23 protein-coding genes are annotated in these 22,518 nt (G+C 63.4%); 13 read left to right on the top strand and 10 right to left on the bottom strand.

Annotation, left to right across the window (positions count from 1 at the left end; all coding sequences use genetic code 11):
- The first annotated feature begins 50 nt into the window (after positions 1-50).
- From ACLEJP_RS06415 to trpE, 5 genes are all read left to right on the top strand, one after another.
- Positions 51-1,298: an ABC transporter permease gene (locus ACLEJP_RS06415; RefSeq protein WP_440804983.1), complete on the top strand. Its 1,248-nt coding sequence runs from the start codon at positions 51-53 to the stop codon at positions 1,296-1,298.
- A gap of 11 nt (positions 1,299-1,309) precedes the next feature.
- Positions 1,310-2,137 carry an ABC transporter permease gene (locus tag ACLEJP_RS06410; protein WP_440804982.1) on the top strand — a complete coding sequence of 276 codons (828 nt, stop codon included), beginning with the start codon at positions 1,310-1,312 and terminating at the stop codon, positions 2,135-2,137.
- A 217-nt stretch (positions 2,138-2,354) separates the two neighbouring features.
- Positions 2,355-3,029: a ribulose-phosphate 3-epimerase gene (gene rpe / locus ACLEJP_RS06405; protein ID WP_440804980.1), complete on the top strand. Its 675-nt coding sequence runs from the start codon at positions 2,355-2,357 to the stop codon at positions 3,027-3,029.
- Positions 3,026-3,844, top strand: a complete 819-nt coding sequence (locus ACLEJP_RS06400) for a phosphoglycolate phosphatase (RefSeq protein WP_440804979.1) — start codon at positions 3,026-3,028, stop codon at positions 3,842-3,844. Before rpe ends, ACLEJP_RS06400 begins: the two co-directional genes overlap by 4 nt.
- Before the next feature lie 69 nt (positions 3,845-3,913).
- A complete protein-coding gene (gene trpE, locus ACLEJP_RS06395) occupies positions 3,914-5,395 on the top strand; it encodes an anthranilate synthase component I (RefSeq protein ID WP_440804977.1) in 1,482 nt (493 codons plus the stop codon).
- 133 nt (positions 5,396-5,528) lie between these two features.
- Here trpE and estP read toward each other — a convergent pair whose 3' ends face one another.
- On the bottom strand, positions 5,529-7,409 hold the full coding sequence (estP, locus tag ACLEJP_RS06390; protein WP_440804976.1) for an esterase EstP: 1,881 nt from the start codon (positions 7,407-7,409) through the stop codon (positions 5,529-5,531).
- A gap of 367 nt (positions 7,410-7,776) precedes the next feature.
- Between estP and ACLEJP_RS06385 the strand changes: the two genes are divergently transcribed.
- The 4 genes from ACLEJP_RS06385 (at position 7,777) to ACLEJP_RS06370 (ending at position 11,070) form a co-directional block, all read left to right on the top strand.
- Entirely contained in the window at positions 7,777-8,370 is a 594-nt protein-coding gene (locus tag ACLEJP_RS06385; RefSeq protein ID WP_003259809.1) for an aminodeoxychorismate/anthranilate synthase component II, read from the top strand.
- A 9-nt stretch (positions 8,371-8,379) separates the two neighbouring features.
- On the top strand, positions 8,380-9,429 hold the full coding sequence (trpD, locus tag ACLEJP_RS06380) for an anthranilate phosphoribosyltransferase (RefSeq protein WP_440804975.1): 1,050 nt from the start codon (positions 8,380-8,382) through the stop codon (positions 9,427-9,429).
- A complete protein-coding gene (gene trpC / locus ACLEJP_RS06375) occupies positions 9,426-10,259 on the top strand; it encodes an indole-3-glycerol phosphate synthase TrpC (RefSeq protein ID WP_440804973.1) in 834 nt (277 codons plus the stop codon). The genes trpD and trpC overlap by 4 nt, the downstream gene beginning before the upstream one ends.
- A 106-nt stretch (positions 10,260-10,365) precedes the next feature.
- Positions 10,366-11,070, top strand: a complete 705-nt coding sequence (locus tag ACLEJP_RS06370) for a lipoate--protein ligase family protein (RefSeq protein WP_440804972.1) — start codon at positions 10,366-10,368, stop codon at positions 11,068-11,070.
- Here the strand turns inward: ACLEJP_RS06370 and crp are convergent.
- The gene (crp, locus tag ACLEJP_RS06365) at positions 11,067-11,711 is read right to left on the bottom strand and encodes a cAMP-activated global transcriptional regulator CRP (protein WP_296234609.1); all 645 of its coding nucleotides are present in this window, start codon (positions 11,709-11,711) and stop codon (positions 11,067-11,069) included. The two genes, ACLEJP_RS06370 and crp, sit on opposite strands and share 4 nt — an antisense overlap.
- Before the next feature lie 191 nt (positions 11,712-11,902).
- Here crp and ACLEJP_RS06360 point away from each other — a divergent pair, with 191 nt between their 5' ends.
- Positions 11,903-12,325 (top strand): OsmC family protein, encoded by a 423-nt coding sequence (locus ACLEJP_RS06360; protein WP_225780154.1) that lies wholly within the window; start codon positions 11,903-11,905, stop codon positions 12,323-12,325.
- A gap of 40 nt (positions 12,326-12,365) precedes the next feature.
- Here ACLEJP_RS06360 and ACLEJP_RS06355 read toward each other — a convergent pair whose 3' ends face one another.
- The 6 genes from ACLEJP_RS06355 to hemJ form a co-directional block, all read right to left on the bottom strand.
- Positions 12,366-13,406, bottom strand: coding sequence for a DUF2157 domain-containing protein (locus ACLEJP_RS06355; protein WP_440804970.1), 1,041 nt, complete (start codon positions 13,404-13,406; stop codon positions 12,366-12,368).
- 10 nt (positions 13,407-13,416) lie between these two features.
- Entirely contained in the window at positions 13,417-14,064 is a 648-nt protein-coding gene (coq7, locus tag ACLEJP_RS06350) for a 2-polyprenyl-3-methyl-6-methoxy-1,4-benzoquinone monooxygenase (RefSeq protein ID WP_440804968.1), read from the bottom strand.
- A 65-nt stretch (positions 14,065-14,129) separates the two neighbouring features.
- The gene (locus tag ACLEJP_RS06345; RefSeq protein WP_225780157.1) at positions 14,130-14,468 is read right to left on the bottom strand and encodes a histidine triad nucleotide-binding protein; all 339 of its coding nucleotides are present in this window, start codon (positions 14,466-14,468) and stop codon (positions 14,130-14,132) included.
- A gap of 63 nt (positions 14,469-14,531) precedes the next feature.
- Positions 14,532-15,314 (bottom strand): SDR family NAD(P)-dependent oxidoreductase, encoded by a 783-nt coding sequence (locus ACLEJP_RS06340; protein WP_440804966.1) that lies wholly within the window; start codon positions 15,312-15,314, stop codon positions 14,532-14,534.
- Between the two features lie 67 nt (positions 15,315-15,381).
- Complete coding sequence (locus ACLEJP_RS06335; protein WP_440804965.1) at positions 15,382-16,338, bottom strand: NAD(P)H-dependent flavin oxidoreductase; 957 nt, start codon at positions 16,336-16,338, stop codon at positions 15,382-15,384.
- Positions 16,339-16,366: 28 nt separating this feature from the next.
- Positions 16,367-16,792, bottom strand: a complete 426-nt coding sequence (hemJ, locus tag ACLEJP_RS06330) for a protoporphyrinogen oxidase HemJ (RefSeq protein ID WP_440804964.1) — start codon at positions 16,790-16,792, stop codon at positions 16,367-16,369.
- Positions 16,793-16,933: 141 nt separating this feature from the next.
- Here hemJ and argC point away from each other — a divergent pair, with 141 nt between their 5' ends.
- Both argC and erpA read left to right on the top strand, forming a co-directional pair.
- Positions 16,934-17,968 carry an N-acetyl-gamma-glutamyl-phosphate reductase gene (gene argC, locus ACLEJP_RS06325; RefSeq protein WP_025337480.1) on the top strand — a complete coding sequence of 345 codons (1,035 nt, stop codon included), beginning with the start codon at positions 16,934-16,936 and terminating at the stop codon, positions 17,966-17,968.
- 146 nt (positions 17,969-18,114) lie between these two features.
- Positions 18,115-18,465 carry an iron-sulfur cluster insertion protein ErpA gene (gene erpA / locus ACLEJP_RS06320; RefSeq protein ID WP_015268740.1) on the top strand — a complete coding sequence of 117 codons (351 nt, stop codon included), beginning with the start codon at positions 18,115-18,117 and terminating at the stop codon, positions 18,463-18,465.
- A 58-nt stretch (positions 18,466-18,523) separates the two neighbouring features.
- Here erpA and ACLEJP_RS06315 read toward each other — a convergent pair whose 3' ends face one another.
- Both ACLEJP_RS06315 and ACLEJP_RS06310 read right to left on the bottom strand, forming a co-directional pair.
- On the bottom strand, positions 18,524-19,615 hold the full coding sequence (locus ACLEJP_RS06315) for an anhydro-N-acetylmuramic acid kinase (protein WP_440804963.1): 1,092 nt from the start codon (positions 19,613-19,615) through the stop codon (positions 18,524-18,526).
- 3 nt (positions 19,616-19,618) lie between these two features.
- Positions 19,619-21,043, bottom strand: coding sequence for a peptidoglycan DD-metalloendopeptidase family protein (locus ACLEJP_RS06310; RefSeq protein WP_440804962.1), 1,425 nt, complete (start codon positions 21,041-21,043; stop codon positions 19,619-19,621).
- Positions 21,044-21,256: 213 nt separating this feature from the next.
- Between ACLEJP_RS06310 and tyrS the strand changes: the two genes are divergently transcribed.
- Complete coding sequence (gene tyrS / locus ACLEJP_RS06305; RefSeq protein WP_440804961.1) at positions 21,257-22,456, top strand: tyrosine--tRNA ligase; 1,200 nt, start codon at positions 21,257-21,259, stop codon at positions 22,454-22,456.
- Positions 22,457-22,518: the final 62 nt, after the last annotated feature.

Here is a 22,518-nt window from a genome sequence, read left to right as displayed (position 1 = left end):
TGTGGGGCCGCATGGCGGCCCCTATTTCAGCCTGTATTGCGGAGTTCGCCATGGCCATTGCAGTGCCCCTCAACGAAGGCGCAGGTCCAAGTCTCAAGCAGCGCCTCAAGCACGCCGAGCGGGTCAACCGCTGGAAGGCGCAGGCGTTGATCGCGCCGCTGGCGCTGTTTCTCCTGCTGGTGTTCCTGGTGCCGATCGCGGCACTGCTGTACAAGAGCGTCGGCAACCCGGAAGTGGTTGGCGGCCTGCCGCGTACGGTGGATGTCATCACCCAGTGGGACGGCAAGAGCCTGCCGGGCGAGGACGTGTACAAGGCGCTGAGCCAGGACCTGGCCGAATCGCGCAAGAACCAGACCCTGGGCGACCTGTCCAAGCGCCTGAACATGGAGCTGGCCGGCTACCGCAGCCTGTTGGCCAAGACCGCGCGGGCGCTGCCATTCAGGAGCGAACCCGCTTCCTATAAAGATGCCTTGCAGGCGCTCGACGAGCGTTGGGGTGACCCGGCCTACTGGCAGGCGATCCGCCGCAACACCAGCACGGTGACCTCATTCTACCTGCTGGCTTCGCTCGACCATCGAATCGACGACCTTGGCGAGCTGGCCAAGGCTACCCCTGACCAGGCTATCTACCTGGACATCTTCGCCCGCACCCTGTGGATGGGTGTGGTGATTACTGCGATCTGCCTGGTGCTGGCCTACCCGTTGGCCTACCTGCTGGCCAACCTGCCGACCCGGCAGAGCAACCTGCTGATGATCCTCGTGCTGCTGCCGTTCTGGACCTCGATCCTGGTGCGGGTGGCCGCGTGGATCGTGCTGCTGCAGTCAGGCGGCCTGATCAACAGCGCGCTGATGGCCATGGGCATCATCGACCAGCCGCTGGAACTGGTGTTCAACCGTACCGGCGTGTACATCTCGATGGTGCACATCCTGTTGCCGTTCATGATTCTGCCGCTGTACAGCGTGATGAAGGGCATTTCGCCCAGCTACATGCGCGCGGCGATCTCGCTGGGCTGCCACCCGTTCGCCAGCTTCTGGCGGGTGTACTTCCCGCAGACCTACGCCGGTGTTGGCGCGGGTTGCCTGCTGGTGTTCATTCTGGCCATCGGCTACTACATCACCCCGGCGTTGCTGGGCAGCCCGAATGACCAGATGGTCAGCTACTTCGTCGCCTTCTACACCAACACCAGCATCAACTGGGGCATGGCTACCGCGCTGGGTGGGCTGTTGCTGCTGGCGACCGTGCTGTTGTACCTGATCTATAGCTGGCTGGTCGGCGCCAGCCGCCTGCGCCTGAGCTGAGGAGCCTTGTCATGCTGAGCCCTTACATGTCGCCCGTGGAGCGGGTGTGGTTCTACAGCCTGCGTATTCTTTGCGGCCTGGTCCTGCTGTTCCTCATCCTGCCGGTGCTGGTGATCGTGCCGCTGTCGTTCAACAGTGGCAGCTTCCTGGTGTACCCGTTGCAGGGCTTCTCGCTGCACTGGTACCAGGACTTCTTCGGTTCGGCCGAATGGATGCGCGCCTTGAAGAACAGCATCATCGTCGCCCCGGCGGCCACGGTGCTGGCCATGGTGTTCGGTACCCTGGCGGCGATCGGCCTGACCCGTGGCGATTTCCCGGGCAAGTCGCTGGTCATGGCGCTGGTAATTTCGCCGATGGTGGTGCCGGTGGTGATCATCGGTGTGGCCAGCTACCTGTTCTTCGCCCCGCTTGGCATGGGCAACAGCTTCACTTCGCTGATCCTAGTGCATGCGGTGCTGGGTGTGCCGTTCGTCATCATTACCGTGTCGGCGACCTTGCAGGGCTTCAATTACAACCTGGTGCGCGCGGCGGCCAGCCTCGGTGCCTCGCCGCTGCTGACCTTCCGCCGGGTCACCCTGCCGCTGATCGCGCCGGGGGTCATTTCCGGGGCATTGTTCGCCTTTGCCACGTCGTTCGACGAGGTGGTGGTGACGCTGTTCCTCGCCGGCCCGGAACAGGCGACCCTGCCACGGCAGATGTTCAGCGGCATCCGCGAGAACCTGAGCCCGACCATTGCTGCCGCGGCGACCTTGCTGATTGCCTTCTCGGTAGTGTTGCTGCTGACCCTGGAGTGGTTGCGTGGGCGTAGCGAGAAGCTGAGGACCCAGCAACCGGCCTGATTGTCAGTTGTCTGAACTGGCCTCTTCGCGGGCACGCCCGCTCCCACAGAATTACCACTGCCCTCGGGCCTTGTGGGGTACCTGTGGGAGCGGGCGTGCCCGCGAAGAGGCCAATTCAGGTTGAAACAGCTGGTCGAAACCCGTTGATGCCAATCAGCCCTCATCCGCTTGCCTGGGTTACAATGCGTGCCACCGTGATTCTGCCAACAGGTGCGCCATGCAGCCCTACGCTATTGCCCCCTCCATTCTTTCCGCCGATTTCGCCCGCCTGGGCGAGGACGTCGACAAGGTATTGGCGGCGGGTGCCGACATCGTCCACTTCGATGTCATGGACAACCACTACGTCCCCAACCTGACCATTGGTCCGATGGTCTGCAGCGCCCTGCGCAAGTATGGCGTTACCGCCCCGATCGACGTGCACCTGATGGTCAGCCCGGTCGACCGCATCATCGGCGACTTCATCGAAGCCGGCGCCACCTACATTACCTTCCACCCGGAAGCCACGCAGCACATCGACCGCTCCCTGCAACTGATCAAGGACGGCGGCTGCAAGGCTGGCCTGGTGTTCAACCCGGCCACCAGCCTGGACGCCCTGAAGTACGTGATGGACAAGGTCGACATGGTGCTGCTGATGAGCGTCAACCCGGGCTTTGGCGGGCAGAAGTTCATCCCCGGTACCCTCGACAAGCTGCGCGAGGCGCGTGCGCTGATCGATGCCAGTGGCCGTGATATCCGCCTGGAGATCGACGGTGGCGTCAACGTCAACAACATCCGCGAGATCGCTGCTGCTGGCGCCGACACTTTCGTGGCCGGTTCGGCGATCTTCAACGCCCCGGACTACCAGGAAGTCATCGCCAGGATGCGCGCCGAACTGGCCCAGGCGCGTCCATGAGCGGCTTCGAGCAGCTGTTCCCGGGGACGCTGCCCAGGCTGGTGATGTTCGATCTGGACGGTACCCTGATCGATTCCGTGCCAGACCTGGCCGCCGCCGTGGACCGCATGCTGCTCGAACTGGGGCGCCCGCCTGCCGGCCTTGAGGCGGTGCGTCACTGGGTCGGCAACGGCGCCCAGGTATTGGTGCGCCGGGCGCTGGCGGGGGGCATCGACCACGCCGGCGTGGACGACGCGCTGGCCGAGCAGGCGCTGGCGCTGTTCATGGACGCCTACGCCGAAAGCCACGAGCTGACCGTGGTCTACCCCGGCGTGCAGGACACCCTGCGCTGGTTGCACAAGCAGGGCGTGGAGATGGCGCTGATCACCAACAAGCCGGAGCGCTTCGTCGGCCCGCTGCTGGACCAGATGAAGATCGGCAAATACTTCCGCTGGATCATCGGCGGCGACACCCTGCCACAGAAGAAGCCGGACCCGGCGGCGCTGCTGTTCGTCATGCAGATGGCCGGTGTCACCCCGCAGCAGTCGCTGTTCGTTGGCGATTCGCGCAGTGACGTGCTGGCAGCCAAGGCGGCTGGTGTGCAGTGCGTGGGCCTGAGCTATGGCTATAACCACGGCCGGCCGATCCACGACGAATCTCCCAGCCTGGTGATCGACGACCTGCGCGCGTTGCTGCCCGGTTGCGCAGACCCGGCCACTGGGATAACTTTGGCGGACCTTCAAGCCTCACAAGACAGAGAGTCCACCGTGGCGGTTACTGGCAAGTTCTGGATGAAAGTCATCAAGGCCCTCGCCCGTTGGCGTTGGCGCGCCTGACTTCTGCCTGCCGGCGCGTGCCGGCCCGTCCGTTTGCCTGACCCATTGCTGCTTGCCACGAGGCTACCCATGACCCGCGAAGAATTCCTGCGCCTGGCCGCTGCCGGCTATAACCGCATTCCCCTGGCCTGCGAAACCCTGGCCGACTTCGACACCCCGCTGTCGATCTACCTGAAACTGGCCGACCAGCCGAACTCGTACCTGCTCGAATCGGTGCAGGGCGGCGAGAAGTGGGGCCGTTACTCGATGATCGGCCTGCCGTCGCGCACGGTGCTGCGTGTCCATGGCTACCACGTCAGCATCCTGCAAGACGGCGTGGAGGTGGAAAGCCACGACGTTGAAGACCCGCTGGCCTTCGTCGAAACCTTCAAGGACCGTTACCAGGTTGCCGACATTCCCGGCCTGCCGCGTTTCAACGGCGGCCTGGTCGGCTACTTCGGCTATGACTGTGTGCGCTACGTGGAAAAACGCCTGGGAGCCAGCCCGAACCCGGACCCGCTGGGCGTGCCGGATATCCTCTTGATGGTGTCGGATGCGGTGGTGGTGTTCGACAACCTGGCGGGCAAGATGCACGCCATCGTGCTGGTCGACCCGGCTGAAGAGCAGGCATTCGAACACGGCCAGGCACGTCTGCAAGGGCTGCTGGAAACCCTGCGCCAGCCGATCACGCCGCGCCGTGGCCTGGACCTGAGCGGCCCGCAGGCCGCCGAGCCGGCTTTCCGTTCCAGCTATACCCGCGAGGACTATGAAAACGCCGTTGGCCGTATCAAGGAATACATCCTGGCCGGCGACTGCATGCAGGTGGTGCCGTCGCAGCGCATGTCGATCGACTTCAAGGCCGCGCCCATCGACCTCTATCGCGCGCTGCGCTGCTTCAACCCGACGCCGTACATGTACTTCTTCAGCTTTGGCGACTTCCACGTGGTCGGCAGTTCGCCTGAAGTGCTGGTGCGCGTCGAGGACAACCTGGTCACCGTCCGGCCGATTGCCGGTACCCGCCCGCGTGGTGCGACCGAAGAGGCCGACCGGGCGCTGGAAGACGATCTGCTGTCGGATGACAAGGAGATCGCCGAGCATTTGATGCTGATCGACCTGGGCCGCAACGATGTCGGCCGTGTGTCTTCCACGGGTAGCGTGCGTCTGACCGAGAAGATGGTGATCGAGCGCTATTCGAACGTGATGCACATCGTGTCCAACGTCACGGGCCAGCTGCGTGAAGGGCTGACGGCGATGGACGCACTGCGGGCGATCCTGCCGGCCGGTACGCTTTCCGGGGCGCCGAAGATTCGCGCGATGGAAATCATCGACGAACTTGAGCCAGTCAAGCGTGGGGTCTACGGTGGGGCGGTCGGTTACTTTGCCTGGAATGGCAACATGGACACCGCGATTGCCATCCGTACCGCGGTGATCAAGGACGGCGAGCTGCATGTACAGGCCGGCGGCGGCATCGTTGCCGACTCGGTACCGGCGCTGGAGTGGGAAGAAACCATCAACAAGCGCCGGGCGATGTTCCGTGCGGTGGCGCTGGCTGAGCAGACTTCGGCCAAATAAATGTTGATCGGGGCTGCTTTGCAGCCCTTCGCGGGCATGCCCGCTCCCACAGGGTGATCACATGCTGCAAGGCCTGTGCAGTACCTGTGGGAGCGGGCGAGCCCGCGAAGGGCCGCAAAGCGGCCCCATCAATTCAAAAGTCCACGCTGACGCCCAAACTCACTCCCTGCTGCGTCAGCTCATCACTCTTGCGCCAGTTGTAGTTCCCACGCAGGTTCACCCCCGCCACCACCTCATGGCTCACCCCAAGGCTGGCCCGGGTCAGGTCGCTGTGTGGCGTATACCCGGTCAGGGTGAAGTCATTCGCTGGCAGGCTGGTCAGGTGCAGGGTCACATCCTGCTGGTCATCCTCGAATTCATGCTCCTGCGCCACCTCGGCGAACAGCCGAGTGCCTGGCAAAACCTGCACACTGCCCAGCAAGCCCACGCCCAGCCGGCGTGACGTGCGCTCCTGATCATCGAAGCCCAGCGCCGTCGAGCGCCCGCTCTTCTCGTCATAGCCATCGACTTTCACCCGCGCATAGTCAGCGCTGATGAACGGCGCCAACTGCCAAGTGCTGCTCTCGGCTGCCAGGTTATAGCCGAGCCGTGCCGACATCGCCCAGGCTTCGCCATCGGTGTCACCCTTTTCGCTGCGGTCGTTCACGCCAAGGGCGAAGGTGCGTTTCAGGTCGCGGTAGTCCAGGTGCCCGGCGGTCAATGCCGCATCAGCCCACCAGCGGTCCTGGCGGTATTGGGCAAAGGCGCTGGCCAGGTAACTGTCGAGTTTGTAGTCCGAGTCCTGTTCACCGGCTTCCAGCTTCTGCCGATACACGCCGCCGGCCAGGCCCAGGCGCCAGGCGTCATTCAGCCGATAGCTGCCGCCCAGGGTGAGGTTGTAACCGCGGCCATCACCACTGGCCGCGCTGTGCTGACCATCGAAGTCCAGGTCCTGGGCGCCGGTGGAGACGAACGCCTGCCACTGACCAGCCGCCTGCCAGGGGGTCTGCCACTGGTTGCGCAGTTCGTCCTGGTGAGCGCGCAGGCTGGCATGGGCCATTTCCGGTAACAGGGTCAGCTCCCAGGGGGCGGCGAGGATCGAATAGGCGTAGTCGGCAATCAGTTGCTGGCCGGCGATGGTCGGGTGCACCGAGTCGTTGAACAGCAGCTTGGTCGGGTCTGGCGTGCTGCCATTGATGCCATACACCGGGTTCTCCACGCAGCCTTCGCCGCTGTAGCAGGTACCGACCAGGTTCTGGCCACTGGCCAGGCCATACTGGCTGGGGTCGGCCAACGCTTCGCCCAACAGCACGGGAATGTTGAGCGGAATGATCTCGGCATCGATCTGCCCCAGCTGACCAAGCAGTGACTGGTTGAAGGCGCCGGACAGCAATGACAGCGGGTTTTGTTGTGGCGTACCGCTGAAGTTCGGGGTCTGGCCGAGGTCGGGCAGCAGCCAGACCATGATGTAGCGGGCACCGCCTTGCTGCAGGGCCTGGGCGCTGGCGGCCAGACGGGCGCCAGCGGCCATCGCGTCGGCAGGGCTGTTGATCAACCCTTGAAGGAAATCATTGCCGCCACCGTTCAGGTAGTACAGCGCGTTGGGGTCGGCGCGCAGGCCGTTGGCCAGGTAGCCCGGTCTGTCACGCAGGACCAGTCCGGCACCGGGGCGCCCTGGGGGAATGACGGTCTCGGAGGTGGTGGTGATGGAATCCAGGATCTGCTGGGTGGTGTAGCCGCCTACTGCCCAGTTGTTGCCGTCAGGCAGCCCGAGGGCCGGGTTGAACGGGGAAGTGGAGGGGCCAAGCTCTGCTGGACCGACGCCCAGTCGACTACCCAGGATCATCGGTGACACCGGCGCATAATTGCCGTTGGCATCGCGGTTGGTAAAACGTATGCCGCCGAACTGCCCGGCGTCGCTCAGGCTGTCGCCAAACACGATCATGGACGAGTAGGGCAAGGGTGCAGCGAACGCCTGGCTGCAAGCCAATGCCAGTGAGGCGACGGTAAAACGTACGAACGGAGCTTTTCGCATCAGAGAACATCCTTTTCTTTGTTTTTATCAGGACAACCCGCTCGACCTTAGCAAATCGCAGGGCATCCCTCCCAAGTCCATTCGTTTCCCCGTGTTTACGGGCATATTGCGCCCGTCGTCCCGGTAGGCTACTGTGCCGTGACGTATGAGCGAGACCTAACCTGTGTTGATCGTCAGCAAACTCTTGATGCGCGTAATCAAGGCCCACGCCCGTTGGCGTTGGCGCGCCTGACTTTATCCCCTGCCGGCCCGTCCGGCCCGCCCCCGTTTGCCTTCCTGTCTACCGCCCCTTGTGGCAAAGCCGTGCCTGTGGCTGGCGCAGGAAGGTTCGAATTCTGAAGTCAGTAGATTCAAGAGGTTTAACCCGATGTTACTGATGATCGACAATTACGACTCATTCACTTACAACGTCGTTCAATACCTTGGCGAGCTGGGTGCCGAGGTCAAGGTCATTCGCAACGACGAGATGACCATCGCCCAGATCGAAGCCCTGAACCCCGAGCGCATCGTCGTCTCCCCAGGGCCCTGCACGCCGAGCGAGGCGGGCGTGTCGATCGAGGCCATCCTGCACTTTGCCGGCAAGTTGCCGATCCTCGGCGTGTGCCTGGGCCACCAGTCGATCGGCCAGGCCTTTGGCGGTGACGTGGTGCGTGCCCGCCAGGTGATGCATGGCAAGACCAGCCCGGTCCACCACCGTGACCTTGGCGTGTTCGCCGGCCTCAACAACCCGCTGACCGTGACCCGCTATCATTCCCTGGTGGTCAAGCGCGAAACCCTGCCCGAGTGCCTGGAAGTGACGGCCTGGACCGCCCATGCCGATGGTTCGGTCGACGAAATCATGGGCCTGCGCCACAAGACCTTGAATATCGAAGGGGTGCAGTTCCACCCTGAATCGATCCTTACCGAACAGGGCCACGAGCTGTTCGCCAACTTCCTCAAGCAGACCGGCGGCCGCCGCTAAGGATCGACCATGGATATCAAGAGCGCGTTGAGCCGTATCGTCGGCCACCTGGACCTTTCCACCGAAGAAATGCGCGACGTCATGCGCCAGATCATGACCGGCCAGTGCAGCGAAGCGCAGATCGGTGCCTTCCTGATGGGCATGCGCATGAAAAGCGAAAGCATCGACGAAATCGTCGGTGCGGTGTCGGTGATGCGTGAGCTGGCCGACAAGGTCGAGCTGCAAAGCCTCGATGGCGTGGTCGATATCGTCGGCACCGGCGGCGATGGCGCCAACATCTTCAACGTCTCCACCGCCTCGTCGTTCGTTCTGGCGGCGGCGGGTTGCACCGTGGCCAAGCATGGCAACCGCGCGGTTTCGGGCAAGAGCGGCAGTGCCGACCTGCTGGAAGCGGCGGGCATCTATCTGAACCTCACGCCCACCCAGGTAGCCCGCTGCATCGACAGCCTGGGCATCGGCTTCATGTTTGCACAAAGCCATCACAGTGCCATGAAGCATGCTGCCGGCCCGCGCCGTGACCTGGGGTTGCGTACCCTGTTCAACATGCTCGGCCCGCTTACGAATCCGGCCGGAGTGAAGCATCAGGTGGTTGGGGTGTTCACCCAGGCCCTGTGCCGCCCGTTGGCCGAGGTGCTGCAGCGTCTGGGCAGCAAGCACGTGCTGGTGGTGCACTCGAAGGATGGCCTGGATGAGTTCAGCCTGGCTGCGCCGACCTTCGTCGCCGAACTGAAAAACGGCGAGATCACTGAATATTGGGTCGAGCCGGAAGACCTCGGCATGAAGAGCCAAAGCCTGCACGGCCTGGCGGTGGAGAACCCGCAGGCGTCGCTGGAGCTGATCCGCGACGCCCTGGGGCGGCGCAAGACCGAGAACGGCCAGAAGGCCGCCGAAATGATCGTGCTCAATGCCGGCGCAGCGCTGTATGCCGCTGACCATGCCATGAGCCTGAAGGACGGTGTGGCGCTGGCCCATGACGTACTGCACACCGGGCTGGCCTGGGAGAAGCTGCAGGAACTGGGTGCCTTTACTGCAGTATTCAAGGTGGAGAACGAAGCATGAGTGTGCCGACGGTGCTGGAAAGGATCATTGCCCGCAAGTTCCAGGAAGTGGCCGAGCGCAGTGCGCGCGTCAGCCTCGCTGAACTGGAAACCCTGGCCAAGGTTGCCGATGCCCCGCGTGGCTTTGCCAAGGCGTTGATCGAGCAGGCCGGGCGCAAGCAGCCGGCAGTTATTGCCGAAATCAAGAAGGCCTCGCCGAGCAAGGGGGTGATCCGCGAGCATTTCGTGCCGGCGGAAATTGCCGTGAGCTACGAGAAAGGCGGGGCGACCTGCCTGTCGGTGCTGACCGATGTGGATTATTTCCTGGGTGCCGATGCCTATTTGCAGCAGGCCCGCGCGGCTGTTTCGCTGCCGGTGATCCGCAAGGACTTCATGGTCGACCCGTACCAGATCGTCGAAGCCCGCGCCTTGGGCGCAGACTGTGTGCTGCTGATCGTGGCTGCGCTGGATGACGTGAAGATGGCCGAGCTGGCGGCCACGGCCAAGGATGTCGGCCTTGACGTGCTGGTGGAAGTGCACGACGGCGACGAGCTGGAGCGCGCCCTGAAAACCCTCGATACGCCGCTGGTGGGGGTGAACAACCGCAACCTGCACACCTTCGAGGTCAGCCTGGAAGCCACCCTTGACCTGCTGCCACGTATCCCGCGTGATCGCCTGGTGGTTACCGAAAGCGGCATCCTGAACCGGGCCGATGTGGAACTGATGGAAATCAACGAGGTTTATTCGTTCCTGGTGGGTGAGGCATTCATGCGTGCCGAGCAGCCTGGGCTGGAATTGCAGCGGTTGTTCTTCCCGGAACTGGTGAAGAAGACTGTTCAGCAACTGGACTGACCAAACAAAGCCGGCCTTTTGCGCCGGCTTTTTTGTATGCCTGACCTGGCGCTTTCGCGGGTTCACCGGGGAAGAGCCCGTAGACATCGATATCGAAGGTGGATCAATGACCGATCAACCCCTGGCCCTGACCGTCGAACAAGGCCTGCACGCCGAACAGGAATTGCTGGCCGCCGTGTGCCGCGGCGAACGCGACAGTGGCGTACTGTTCTGGCGACCCATCGACTACGCCCTGGTCATGCCGCGGCGCATGAGCCGCCTGGACAATTTCGAGGCCGCCTGTGCGGAGCTGGCCATTGCCGGCTGGCCGGTGCTGCTGCGCGAGACCGGTGGCGAGCCCGTGCCGCAGTCGCATGCGACGGTGAACGTTGCACTGGTTTACGTTGCTCCACGCAGCGAAGGTGACCATGGCCGTATCGAAAACGCCTACGAACGCCTGTGCCTGCCGCTGTGCGAGGTGCTGCGCGAGTGGGGCGGGGTAGCATCGGTAGGCGAGATCGACGGGGCGTTCTGCGATGGCCGCTACAACGTCAACCTCAACGGCCGCAAACTGGTGGGCACGGCACAACGCTGGCGTCAGGGCCTGGGTGGCAAGCGCCCAGTGGTGCTGGTGCATGGTGCACTGCTGCTGGACAACGAGCGCGAATCGATGGTGGCAGCGGTCAACCGCTTCAATGAATGTTGCGAACTGGACCAGCGCTGCCGTGCCGACGCACACATCGCCTTGCATGAAGTCGTGCCCGAGGCACCCTGGTTCGAACGCCTGTCGCAGGCCTACGCCAAGGTGCTGGCGGAACTGCCCAGCGACTAGCGGGTACCGTAGACCACCATGGTCTTGCCTTTGACCTGCACCAGGCTGCGCTCCTCGAGGTCCTTGAGGACGCGGCCGACCATTTCCCGGGAGCAACCGACGATACGCCCGATCTCCTGACGGGTGATCTTGATCTGCATGCCGTCGGGGTGGGTCATGGCGTCAGGTTGCTTGCACAGGTCCAGCAGGCAACGTGCAACCCGCCCGGTCACGTCGAAAAACGCCAGGTCGCCTACCTTGCGCGTGGTGTTGCGTAGGCGTTGGGCCATCTGGCTGCCCAGCGCGTAGAGAATTTCCGGGTCCTGGCGCGCCAGTTCGCGAAACTTCTCGTAACTGATTTCGGCCACTTCGCATTCGGTTTTCGCACGCACCCAGGCACTGCGGTGTTGCTCGCTGCCAGCAGGCTCGAACAGACCCAGTTCGCCAAAGAAATCGCCACTGTTCAGGTAGGCGATGATCATTTCATGGCCTTCGTCGTCCTCGATGAGGATGGTGACCGAGCCTTTGATGATGAATGACAGCGTCTCGGCCCGGTCGCCGGCGCAAATGATATTGCTTTTGGCGGGGTAGCGGCGGCGCTGGCAGTGCACAAGCAGCCTGTCGATGTTCTTTATCTTGGCGGGTAAGGCAGAAGCAACCATCACGAAATCCTGTTCGATGCGACGCATTGGCTTTTTGAAAGGGGTGGTTGGCGCGAAGCGCCAGTCATTTGGCGCCAGCTTATCAGACACCACAGAATGTTTCGGTATTAAACCGACGGGACTCGTACTTTTCCCACGGCCATACAAGGTCTAAGCTGACACCCTTTTCCAAAAGTCAGGAGTCCGGGTAGATGAAGGCACGTATCCAGTGGGCCGGTGAGGCAATGTTCCTCGGCGAATCGGGGAGCGGCCACGTCGTCGTGATGGACGGCCCACCCGAGGCCGGCGGCCGTAACCTGGGTGTGCGGCCGATGGAAATGCTGTTGCTGGGCCTGGGTGGCTGCAGCAGCTTCGACGTGGTCAGCATTCTGAAGAAGTCGCGGCAGGCGGTGGAAAGCTGCGAGGCATTCCTCGAGGCCGAGCGTGCAGGCGAAGACCCGAAGGTGTTCACCAGGATTCATATGAACTTCGTGGTGAAAGGGCGCGGGCTGAAAGAGGCGCAGGTCAAGCGTGCGGTGGAGCTTTCGGCAGAAAAATACTGCTCGGCTTCGATCATGCTGGAGCGTGCCGGGGTGGAGATCAGCCACGGCTATGAAATTGTAGAGCTGGGTTAAGGCCAGGGTTCTGGGGCTGCTGCGCAGCAGCCCCACGTTATCACCTGCGCAGTGCAGGCAATGCCGCCCGTACTCGATCAGGCAGCCAGCCCCGCATCACCTGGCTCAATCGCTCCCGCCGTTTCTGATAAGCCAGGCCCAGCCCTATGACCGCGAGCCCGATCAAGGTCACCACCAGCGGGAACAGCAGCGACTCGGAAAACACCTCATACGACAGGTAGCCCAGGTAGGCCGCCACCCCCAGCGCGCCGAAGACCATGAACACCGGCCGGCGCAGCAGTACTGCCATGCCCATGAGCGCAACGTTGACCAGGCAGTACATGGCCTTGCCCAGCTCGCTGCCGCTGTCCGTCAGCGTCAGCCCGCCCCAGAAAGCCGCCAGCCCGGCGAGATAACCCCAGTGCGCGTAGTCTTCGCGGGTGCGGCCGTCGACCACGATGAATACCGCCAGCATACCCAGCCCGAACCATAGCGACACCTCGCGGCGTTGCTCCCAGCTGAAGGGCGAGCCGAACAACCATTCGCTCAGGTCCATCGACATGAACCACAAGGCCACGGCTACCGGCATGATGATGAACGGGTAGGGGACCAGCCTCAGCATCAGCAGCCCGGCGAGTACCGTGGCCGCTTCCATTGCCAGCCAGCCGCCCTGCACATAGGTGTAGTACTGGTGATAGTTGGCCTGCACATCGTCCAGTGGCCACCAGCCGGCCAGCCGTTCGACGGCGAACACCGCCAGCGGCACGATGCTGACCGCGACTGCTGCCAGCACCCCGGCCGCGACGGGCTGGGCGCGATGTTGCAGGTTAACGGCGAACAGCGTGAGCAGCAGGATGTAAAGGCTGGCAATGGCCAGCAGTGCCCAGTCGCCAATACTCATCCAGGCTTCGGTGAGCAGCCAGCCCATGGCCGCCATGATCAGCAGGGCGCCGAAATAGAATGCGACATGGGCCAGCTGGAAGCTGCCGCGGGGTGCCGGTTGCTGGCGCAGGAAGGCCGCAAGGGCCTGGTCCTGGCCTGGCTGGAGAATGCCGGCGTGCACGGCGCGCGCCAGGTCCTTGGCGTCGAAACGGTCCGTCATGGTGAGGCCTTCAGATACGGTAGGTACTCTTGGTCATGACCTTGGCCAGCAGGCTCATGCCAAGGCGGACCGGAGCGGGGAAGCGATAACCACCGGCTGCCAGGGCGGAGTCGGCGTGCTGTTCCTCATCGATGCGCATCTGTTCGAGAATGGCCCGGGATTTTTCGTCCTCCTGCGGGATCTGCTCCAGATGTTCGTCGAGGTGCTTGCACACCTGGTGCTCGGTGGCAGCGACGAAGCCCAGGCTGACCTTGTCGCTGACCAGCCCGGCGAGGGCGCCGATGCCGAACGACATACCGTAGAACAACGGGTTGAGCACGCTGGGGTGGCTGTTCAGCTGGCGGATACGCTGTTCACACCAGGCCAGGTGGTCCACTTCTTCCTCGGCGGCATGCTCCATGGCCTTGCGCACTTCAGGCAGCTTGGCGGTCAGGGCCTGGCCCTGGTACAGCGCCTGGGCACAGACTTCACCGGTGTGGTTGATACGCATCAGCCCGGCCACGTGGCGGGCCTGCTGCTCATCCAGGTCGACCTCTGGCTGGATGATGGCCGGCGAGGGACGAGCGGGTTGGCCGCTGAAGGGCAGCAAGGTGCGCATGGCGGTATCGGCCTGCAGCAACAAGCGGTCGAGCGGCGAGTAGTGACGTTCGGTAGCCATCGGGCACCTCCGCAAGAATGTGCCCGACAGTTTACCGCAATAGTGGCAGGGTGGCTTGCCGTGGATCAGCCCGGTGGCCAGTGCATCTGGCGCTGGCCAAGCACGTGCATGTGGATGTGGTAAACGGTCTGGCCGCCTTGCTCGTTGCAATTCATGACTACGCGGAAGCCGTCCTCGCAGCCAAGTTCCCTGGCCAGGCGCTGGGCGGTGAACAGGATGTGGCCCGCCAGGCCCTTGTCTTCTTCGGTCAGGTCATTGAGGGTGCGGATATGCTTTTTCGGGATGACCAGAAAATGCACGGGCGCCTGGGGGGCGATATCGTGGAACGCCAGGACCTGGTCGTCCTCGTAGATGATCTTCGCCGGGATTTCCCGGTTGATGATCTTGATGAATAAATCGTCCACAGCACTTGCTCCATGGTGAGGGTCGGGCCGAGTGTACTCAGCCAGGCGCCGCTCGCCCAGTGGCTATTCCATGCCGAGCGGGCAGTAGCGGCGGTGGATGAAGCCGGCCAGCTTGCGCACTAGCCAGCGGGGCAGCAGGCGTGGGGCGAAAGCCAGCCAGCGGTTGCGCCGGCCGGGCATGATCACTGCGCGGTTCTTGTCCAGTGCGCGCACGGTGTACAGCGCCACCTCCTCCGCGCTGAGGCAGCGCGGCTTGCCATCGAGCCGCGGTATACGCCGACGCGAGGAGCGCACCGGGCCGGGGCACAGCACCGAGACCTTGATGCCGGTGCGCTTGAGTTCTTCGCGCAGGGCCAGCGAGAAGCTCAATACATAGGCCTTGCTGGCGGCATAGGCGGCCATCCACGGGCCCGGCGCCACGCCGGCCAGGCCTGCAACGTTGAGGATCTGACCGCCGCCCTGCACCGCCATCAGGTTGCCGATGGCGTGGCATAGCCGGCTCAGGGCCAGCACGTTGACTTCCAGCAGGTCCTGCTCGTCGGCCCACTCATGAGCCAGGAACGGGCCGTAGGTGCGCAGGCCGGCACAGTTGACCAGCAGGTCGATACGCCGCTCGCCCTCTTCCAGTTCCAGCACGAAGCCCGACAGGCGCAGTGGCTGGCTGAGGTCGCAAGCGCGGAACAGCACTTCCACGCCAAAGCGCTGGGTCAGCTCGATGGCTACCGGCTCCAGCGTCTCCCGCTGGCGTGCCACCAGGATCAGGTTGCGCCCGCGCCGCGCCAGCGCTTCCGCCAGGGCCAGGCCCAGGCCGCTGGAAGCACCAGTGATCATGGCGTAACGGGTCATGCAAGGCTCCTGGGGGCTGAAGGGGGCGCCTAGTGTACAGCTTGGCCGGGCCAGGTGTTGCCTTTTGCTACGAGGCGCGATGCCCCAGGGCCTGGCAGCGCTGCAGGGCATCCCGGTACTCGTTGTAGAGCCGTTCGATCAGCACACCGGCACCCGGCAGGTCATCGATACCGCCGACACCCTGGCCCGCCGACCACACGGTCTTCCAGGCCTTGGCTTCGTCGTCTATCGGCTTGAGCTTGCCTTGCTCGTGGCCACCCTTGAGCGCGTCCATGTCGTAGCCCGCCTGCTCCAGGCTCGGGCGCAGGAAGCTGGCGGGGACACCGGATACCGCCGGGGTATGAATGATATCGGCAGCATGGGCGCCCAGCAGCATCTGCTTGTAGGCACTCTCAGCCTGGCTTTCGCTTGTAGCGATGAAGCGGGTGCCCATGTACGCCAGGTCGGCACCCAGCACCTGTGCCGCCAGAAGTTCGTGGCCATGGTTGAGGCAACCGGCCAGCAGCAAGGTCTTGTCGAAGAACTGGCGAATCTCCGCGAGCAGGGCGAACGGGTTCAAGGTGCCGGCATGGCCGCCTGCGCCTGCCGCCACGGCGATCAGGCCATCGACACCGGCCGCGGCAGCCTTTTCGGCGTGGCGGCGGGTGGTGACATCGTGGAATACCAGGCCGCCGTAACCGTGCACGGCATCGACCACTTCCTTCACCGCGCCGAGGCTGGTGATGACGATCGGCACACGGTGTTCCACACACAAGGCCAGGTCAGCCTGCAGGCGCGGGTTGCTCGGGTGGACGATCAGGTTGACGGCATAGGGTGCTGGCGCCGGCAACTGCGCCAGACCGGCCTCGATTTCCTCCAGCCAGGCCTTGAAACCGGCGCTGTCGCGCTGGTTCAGGGCGGGGAAGCTGCCGACGATGCCGCTGGCGCAGCACGCCAGCACCAGCCTGGGGTTGGAGATCAGGAACATCGGGGCGGCAACCACAGGCAAGCGCAGGCGTTGTTCGAGCGAGGCGGGTAACGACATGGCGAGGCTCCTTGAACGTGTGGCGATGTCAGAACGGCTTGACCACCACCAGAATCACGATGCCCAGCAGGAACAGCACGGGCACTTCGTTGAACCAGCGATAGTAGACGTGACTGTGGGTGTTGCTGCCGCTGGCGAAGCGTTTGCGCTGGGCGCCGCACATGTGATGGTAGACGGTCAGCAGGATGACCAGGGTCAGCTTGGCATGCAGCCAGCCCTGGCTGAGCCAGCCCGGGGTGAGGTAGAGCATCCACGCGCCGAACACGTAGGTGGCGATCATCGCCGGGTTCATGATGCCGCGGAACAGCTTGCGTTCCATGGTCACGAAGCGTTCCTGGCTGATGCTGTCCTGGCTCTGGGCATGGTAGACGAACAGCCGCGGCAGGTAGAACAGGCCGGCGAACCAGCACACCACGCTGACGATGTGCAGCGCTTTGATCCATAGGTAAAGCATGAGGGAGTTCCTTCAGGTATTCACGGTCGTCAGATAGTAGTGGTCAAGCGCCCGAAGGGTCATCCGAAGAGTTGTTACAGGCGCCTTGCACCCCTATCATCGTGCGCTTTCCAGACGGCTCGTTGATAAGGGGCAAGCGTTATGATCAAGGTCGGTATCGTCGGCGGCACGGGTTACACCGGCGTCGAACTGTTGCGTCTGCTGGCACAGCATCCACAGGCCGAAGTGGCGGTCATCACGTCGCGCTCCGAGGCGGGCGTGGCGGTGGCGGACATGTACCCGAACCTGCGCGGCCACTACGACGGGCTGGCGTTCAGCGTGCCGGACAGCAAGACCCTGGCGGCCTGTGACGTGGTGTTCTTCGCCACGCCACACGGCGTTGCCCATGCCCTGGCCGGCGAACTGCTGGCGGCGGGGACCAAGGTGATCGACCTGTCGGCCGATTTCCGGTTGCAGGACGCCGCCGAGTGGGGCAAGTGGTACGGCCAGCCGCACGGCGCACCGGAGCTGCTCAAGGACGCGGTGTACGGCCTGCCTGAAGTCAACCGTGAGAAGATCCGCCAGGCGCGCCTGATCGCCGTGCCGGGTTGCTACCCGACTGCCACCCAGCTGGGCTTCCTTCCGCTGCTGGAAGCAGGCCTGGCCGACCCGTCGCGCCTGATCGCCGACTGCAAGTCCGGGGTCAGCGGTGCTGGCCGTGGTGCGGCGGTGGGCTCGCTGTTCTGCGAAGCCGGCGAGAGCATGAAGGCCTATGCGGTCAAGGGCCATCGCCACCTGCCGGAAATCAGCCAGGGCTTGCGCCTGGCTGCTGGCAAAGACATCGGCTTGACCTTCGTCCCGCACCTGACCCCGATGATCCGTGGCATCCACGCCACCCTGTACGCAACTGTGGCCGACACTTCGGTCGACCTGCAGGCGCTGTTCGAGAAGCGCTATGCCGACGAGCCGTTCGTCGACGTGATGCCGGCTGGCAGCCACCCGGAAACCCGCAGCGTGCGCGGTGCCAACGTCTGCCGCATTGCCGTTCATCGCCCCCAGGGCGGCGACCTGGTGGTGGTGCTTTCGGTCATCGACAACCTGGTCAAGGGCGCATCCGGCCAGGCGGTGCAGAACCTCAACATCCTGTTCGGCCTGGACGAGCGCATGGGCCTGTCCCACGCTGGCCTGCTGCCGTAAGCCATCATCGTTGGGAAAGGCCCGCGTCGTGCGGGCCTTTTTGTTTGTCGCGACTAAAGCCGCACAATTCTTGACCGATTTTCTCGGGAAAGCGGATAATGCGCGTCATCGAGTTTTATGGCGGCTACTGCGCCGGGAGAATCAACATGAGCGTCGAAACCTTCACCCCTACGGCTTTGGAATTCACCCACGGTGCTGCGCAGAAGGTGAAGAACCTGGTTTCCGAGGAAGGCAACGATCGTCTGAAGCTGCGTGTGTTCGTCACCGGTGGCGGTTGCTCCGGCTTCCAGTATGGCTTCACCTTCGATGAAGACGTGGCCGAGGATGACACCATCGTCGAGCGCGAAGGGGTTTCCTTGGTGGTCGACCCGATGAGCTTCCAGTACCTGGCCGGCGCCGAGGTGGATTACCAGGAAGGCCTGGAAGGCTCGCGCTTCGTGATCAAGAACCCTAATGCTGCAACTACTTGCGGCTGCGGCTCGTCATTCTCGATCTAAAGCCTGGCCAAACGAAAACGCCGCGCAATTGCGCGGCGTTTTGCTTTCTGCTGAATGCTCAGGCTGGGTAGATTGCGCCCAATACCCGTAGACCTTTGGCTGCTGTCACGCTAGGGCGGTTGGCGGCGATACCTTCCAGGCAACAATGGGCCAGCCAGGCGAATGCCATGGCTTCGACCCAGTCCGGGTCAACACCGTGGGTGCCGGTGCTGGCGACCCGGGCGGCTGGTAGCAGCTGGCCAAGCCGTGCCATCAGGGCGCCGTTGCGCGCGCCGCCGCCGCACACCAACAGCGCTTCGGTGCCTTGTTGGGCACTGCTCAGCGAGTCGATGATGCTGCGTGCGGTCAGCTCCAGCAGTGTTGCCTGCACATCTTCGTCGCGGTAGGCGGGCAGCCGGGCAAGGTGACCGTCCAGCCAGGCCAGGTTGAACACCTCGCGACCTGTGCTCTTCGGGCCGCTGCCAGCGAAGAACGGGTCAGCCAGCAGTGTGGCGAGCAAGTCGGCCTGTACCGCACCCGAAGCCGCCCAGGCACCATCCGCATCATAGGCCTGGCCGCGCTTGCGCTCGATCCAGGCGTCCAGCAGCACGTTACCCGGGCCGCAGTCGAAGCCACGGACCGGCTCATCCTGCTCGATCAGGCTCAGGTTGCTGAAGCCGCCCACGTTGAGAATGGCAAGGCGCTGGCCGAGATGGCCGAACAGGGTTTCATGGAAGGCCGGGACCAGCGGTGCGCCTTGACCGCCGGCTGCCACATCGCGGCGGCGGAAGTCAGCGACCACACTGATGCCGGTAAGCTCGGCGAGCAGCGCCGGGTTGCCGATTTGCACGGTAAAACCGCGTGCGGGCTCGTGGCGGATGGTCTGGCCATGGCTGCCGATGGCGCGGATGGCACCAGCCGGCAGCCCCTGGCTGACCAGCAACTGGCGGATGCCTTCGCTGGCAAGCGTGGCCCAGCGGTTTTCCGCCAGCGCGGCGCGCGCGATCTCGTCAGGGCCGCTGCTGCAAAGGGCAAGCAGTTCCTGGCGCAGGTCGCCGGGCATGGGCAGGTAGTGGGTGGCGAGCAGCTCAGGCTGCTCGCCTTGTGCGATCAGGGCAATGTCCAGTCCATCGAGGCTGGTGCCGGACATCACCCCCAGGTAGAGCGCCATGGCTTAGCGCTTGTTCGCCGCGAGCAGGGTGGCCTTTTCCTGGTCCATGCGGGCAATCAGGGGCTGGCTCTGCTGCAGGAAGCGCTGGCGTTCGTTGCGGGCGATCGGGTCGGCCATTGGCACTTTCTGGCTCAACGGGTCGACGTGCACACCGTTGACCTGGAACTCGTAGTGCAGGTGCGGGCCGGTGGACAGGCCGGTGGTGCCGATGTAGCCGATGATCTGGCCTTGCTTGACCATGCCGCCGGTCTTGATGCCCTTGGCGAAGCCCTGCATGTGGCCATACAGCGTCTTGTAGCGGTTGCCGTGCTGGATGATCACGGTGTTGCCGTAACCGCCACGGCGTCCCGCCAGTTCGATACGGCCGTCACCGGCCGCCTTGATCGGGGTGCCGCGTGGGGCGGCGTAGTCAACGCCCTTGTGTGCGCGGATCTTGTTCAGGATCGGGTGCTTGCGGCCTGCGGAGAAGCGCGAGCTGATGCGGGCGAAGTCCACCGGGGTGCGGATGAACGCCTTGCGCAGGCTGTTGCCGTCGGCGGTGTAGTAGCTGGTGTTGCCCTGCTTGTTGGTGTAACGCACGGCGGTGTAGGTCTTGCCACGGTTGGTGAACCGTGCGGAGAGGATGTTACCGGTGCCGACGACCTTGCCGTCCATCACCTTCTGCTCGTAGACCACGTCGAATTCATCGCCCGGGCGAATGTCCTGGGCGAAATCGATGTCGTAACCCAGCACGCGGGCCATGTCCATGGTCATGCTGTGGGACAGGCCGGCGCGCTGCGCCGAGGCCGACAGGGAGCTTTTGATCACGCCATGGGCATAGGCGGTACGCACGACCGGCTTGCTGATTTCGCGGTTGAAGGTGTAGCCCTTGTCGGTCTTGGTCAGGCGGATGGTTTCGAGGTTGCTGACCTTGCTGTGCAGGCTGGCCAGCTGGCCGTCCTTGTCGAGTTCGAACTGCAGCACCTGGCCATGCTTGAGCTGGCTGAACTGCTTGGCCTGCTTGTTGCTGGCCAGCAGGTCATGCACCGCATTGGTCGGCAGGCCCACTTTGGCGAACAGGGTGGAGAGCGTGTCGCCGCGGGCCACAGTGACTTCGCGGTGGCCGGGCTCCTTGGCGGTTTCGGCGACCGGTTCTGCGGCAGCGGCGTCTTCCTGCTTGGCGTTCTGGGTGTCGGGGGCGGCGTCCTCTATCTGGGCGAATGGCGAGCCTTGCTCACCTTCTGCCTGTACCAGGGGCGCAGCGCGGGATTCGTCCTTCAACTGCTCGGCAGGGCTTTCCAGTTCGAGGTTGAGGGTGGTTTTCTTGGCTTCCACTTCGCTGGAGGGAAATACCAGCAGGGCCAGGCTGAGCAGGGCGGCAATGCCGCTGGCGGCCAACAGATGGCTTTTCGGATAAAGCGGGGGCGCTTTAGGCGGTTCGTTGGTCATGGGCACGGTGACTTTGAAAAAGGTGAAATGGAAAAGATGAATGACATGATGAAGATGAAATAACTGTATAAAATATAACCAAAACCATTTTCACGCAAGGGCGCGTAGACGCCGCAAGCCTGTGCCCGGGTCACATTCCTTTGCGAAACTTGTAATTGACGGCCGATCTTGTATGGTTGGCTCCCCCTGAATCTGAGCCTTGCGGGTTTGTCTATGAAGTCGGTTGAAGAGCAGCTGGCGCTTATCAAGCGCGGTGCGGAAGAAGTACTGGTCGAGTCGGAACTGGTGGAGAAGCTCAAGCGCGGCCAGCCTCTGCGCATCAAGGCCGGCTTCGACCCGACCGCGCCAGACCTGCACCTTGGGCACACGGTGCTGATCAACAAGCTGCGTCAGTTCCAGGACCTGGGGCACCAGGTCATCTTCCTGATCGGTGACTTCACCGGCATGATCGGCGACCCGAGCGGCAAAAGTGCCACGCGTCCGCCGCTGACACGCGAGCAGGTGCTGGAAAACGCCGAGACCTATAAACAGCAGGTGTTCAAGATCCTCGATCCGGCCAAGACCGAGGTCGCGTTCAACTCCACCTGGATGGACAAGCTGACCCCGGCTGACTTCATTCGCCTGGCTTCGCAGTACACCGTGGCGCGCATGCTTGAGCGTGATGACTTCGACAAGCGCTACACCACCAACCAGCCGATCGCCATCCATGAGTTCCTGTACCCGCTGGTGCAAGGCTATGACTCGGTGGCGCTGAAGGCCGATGTCGAGCTGGGTGGCACCGACCAGAAGTTCAACCTGCTGATGGGGCGCGAGCTGCAGCGTGCCTATGGCCAGGAAGCGCAGAACATCGTGACCATGCCGCTGCTCGAAGGGCTCGACGGCGTCAAGAAGATGTCCAAGTCGCTGGGTAACTATGTCGGTATCCAGGAAGCGCCGGGCGTGATGTACAGCAAGCTGGTGTCGATCCCGGATACCTTGATGTGGCGCTACTTCGAGCTGCTGAGCTTCCGCTCGATGGAAGAGATCGAGCAGTTCCGTGCGGACGTCGCCAAAGGCGCCAACCCGCGTGACATCAAGATCAAGCTGGCGGAAGAGATCGTGGCGCGCTTCCATGGCGAGGAGGCTGCGGCCAATGCGCACCGTGCAGCAGGTAACCGCATGAAGGATGGTGAGTTGCCGGAAGACCTGCCGGAGGTTGAAGTGACTGCGGCGGAAGACCTGCCGATCGCTGCCGTGCTGAATCGCGCTGGCCTGGTGAAGAACTCGGCGCAGGCTCGTGATCTGCTCAGTGGCGGCGCGGTAAAGGTTGATGGCGCCGTGGTCGAACGTGATTTCATGTTTGCCCTGGGGGCGACCCACGTTTGCCAAGCGGGCAAGAAGTCGTTTGCGCGGGTTACCCTCAAGGCGGAGTGATAGCTGATAGGTGTAGCTATATAGAAGCGGGGAGGCCGTCAGGCCTCCCCGCTTTGTTTTCC

This window comes from Pseudomonas sp. SMV7 (genome assembly GCF_052041995.1).
Classification (GTDB): Bacteria; Pseudomonadota; Gammaproteobacteria; order Pseudomonadales; family Pseudomonadaceae; genus Aquipseudomonas.
Note: the sequence above shows the minus strand (reverse complement) of the source record. Positions and strands in the feature narration are given on the sequence as shown.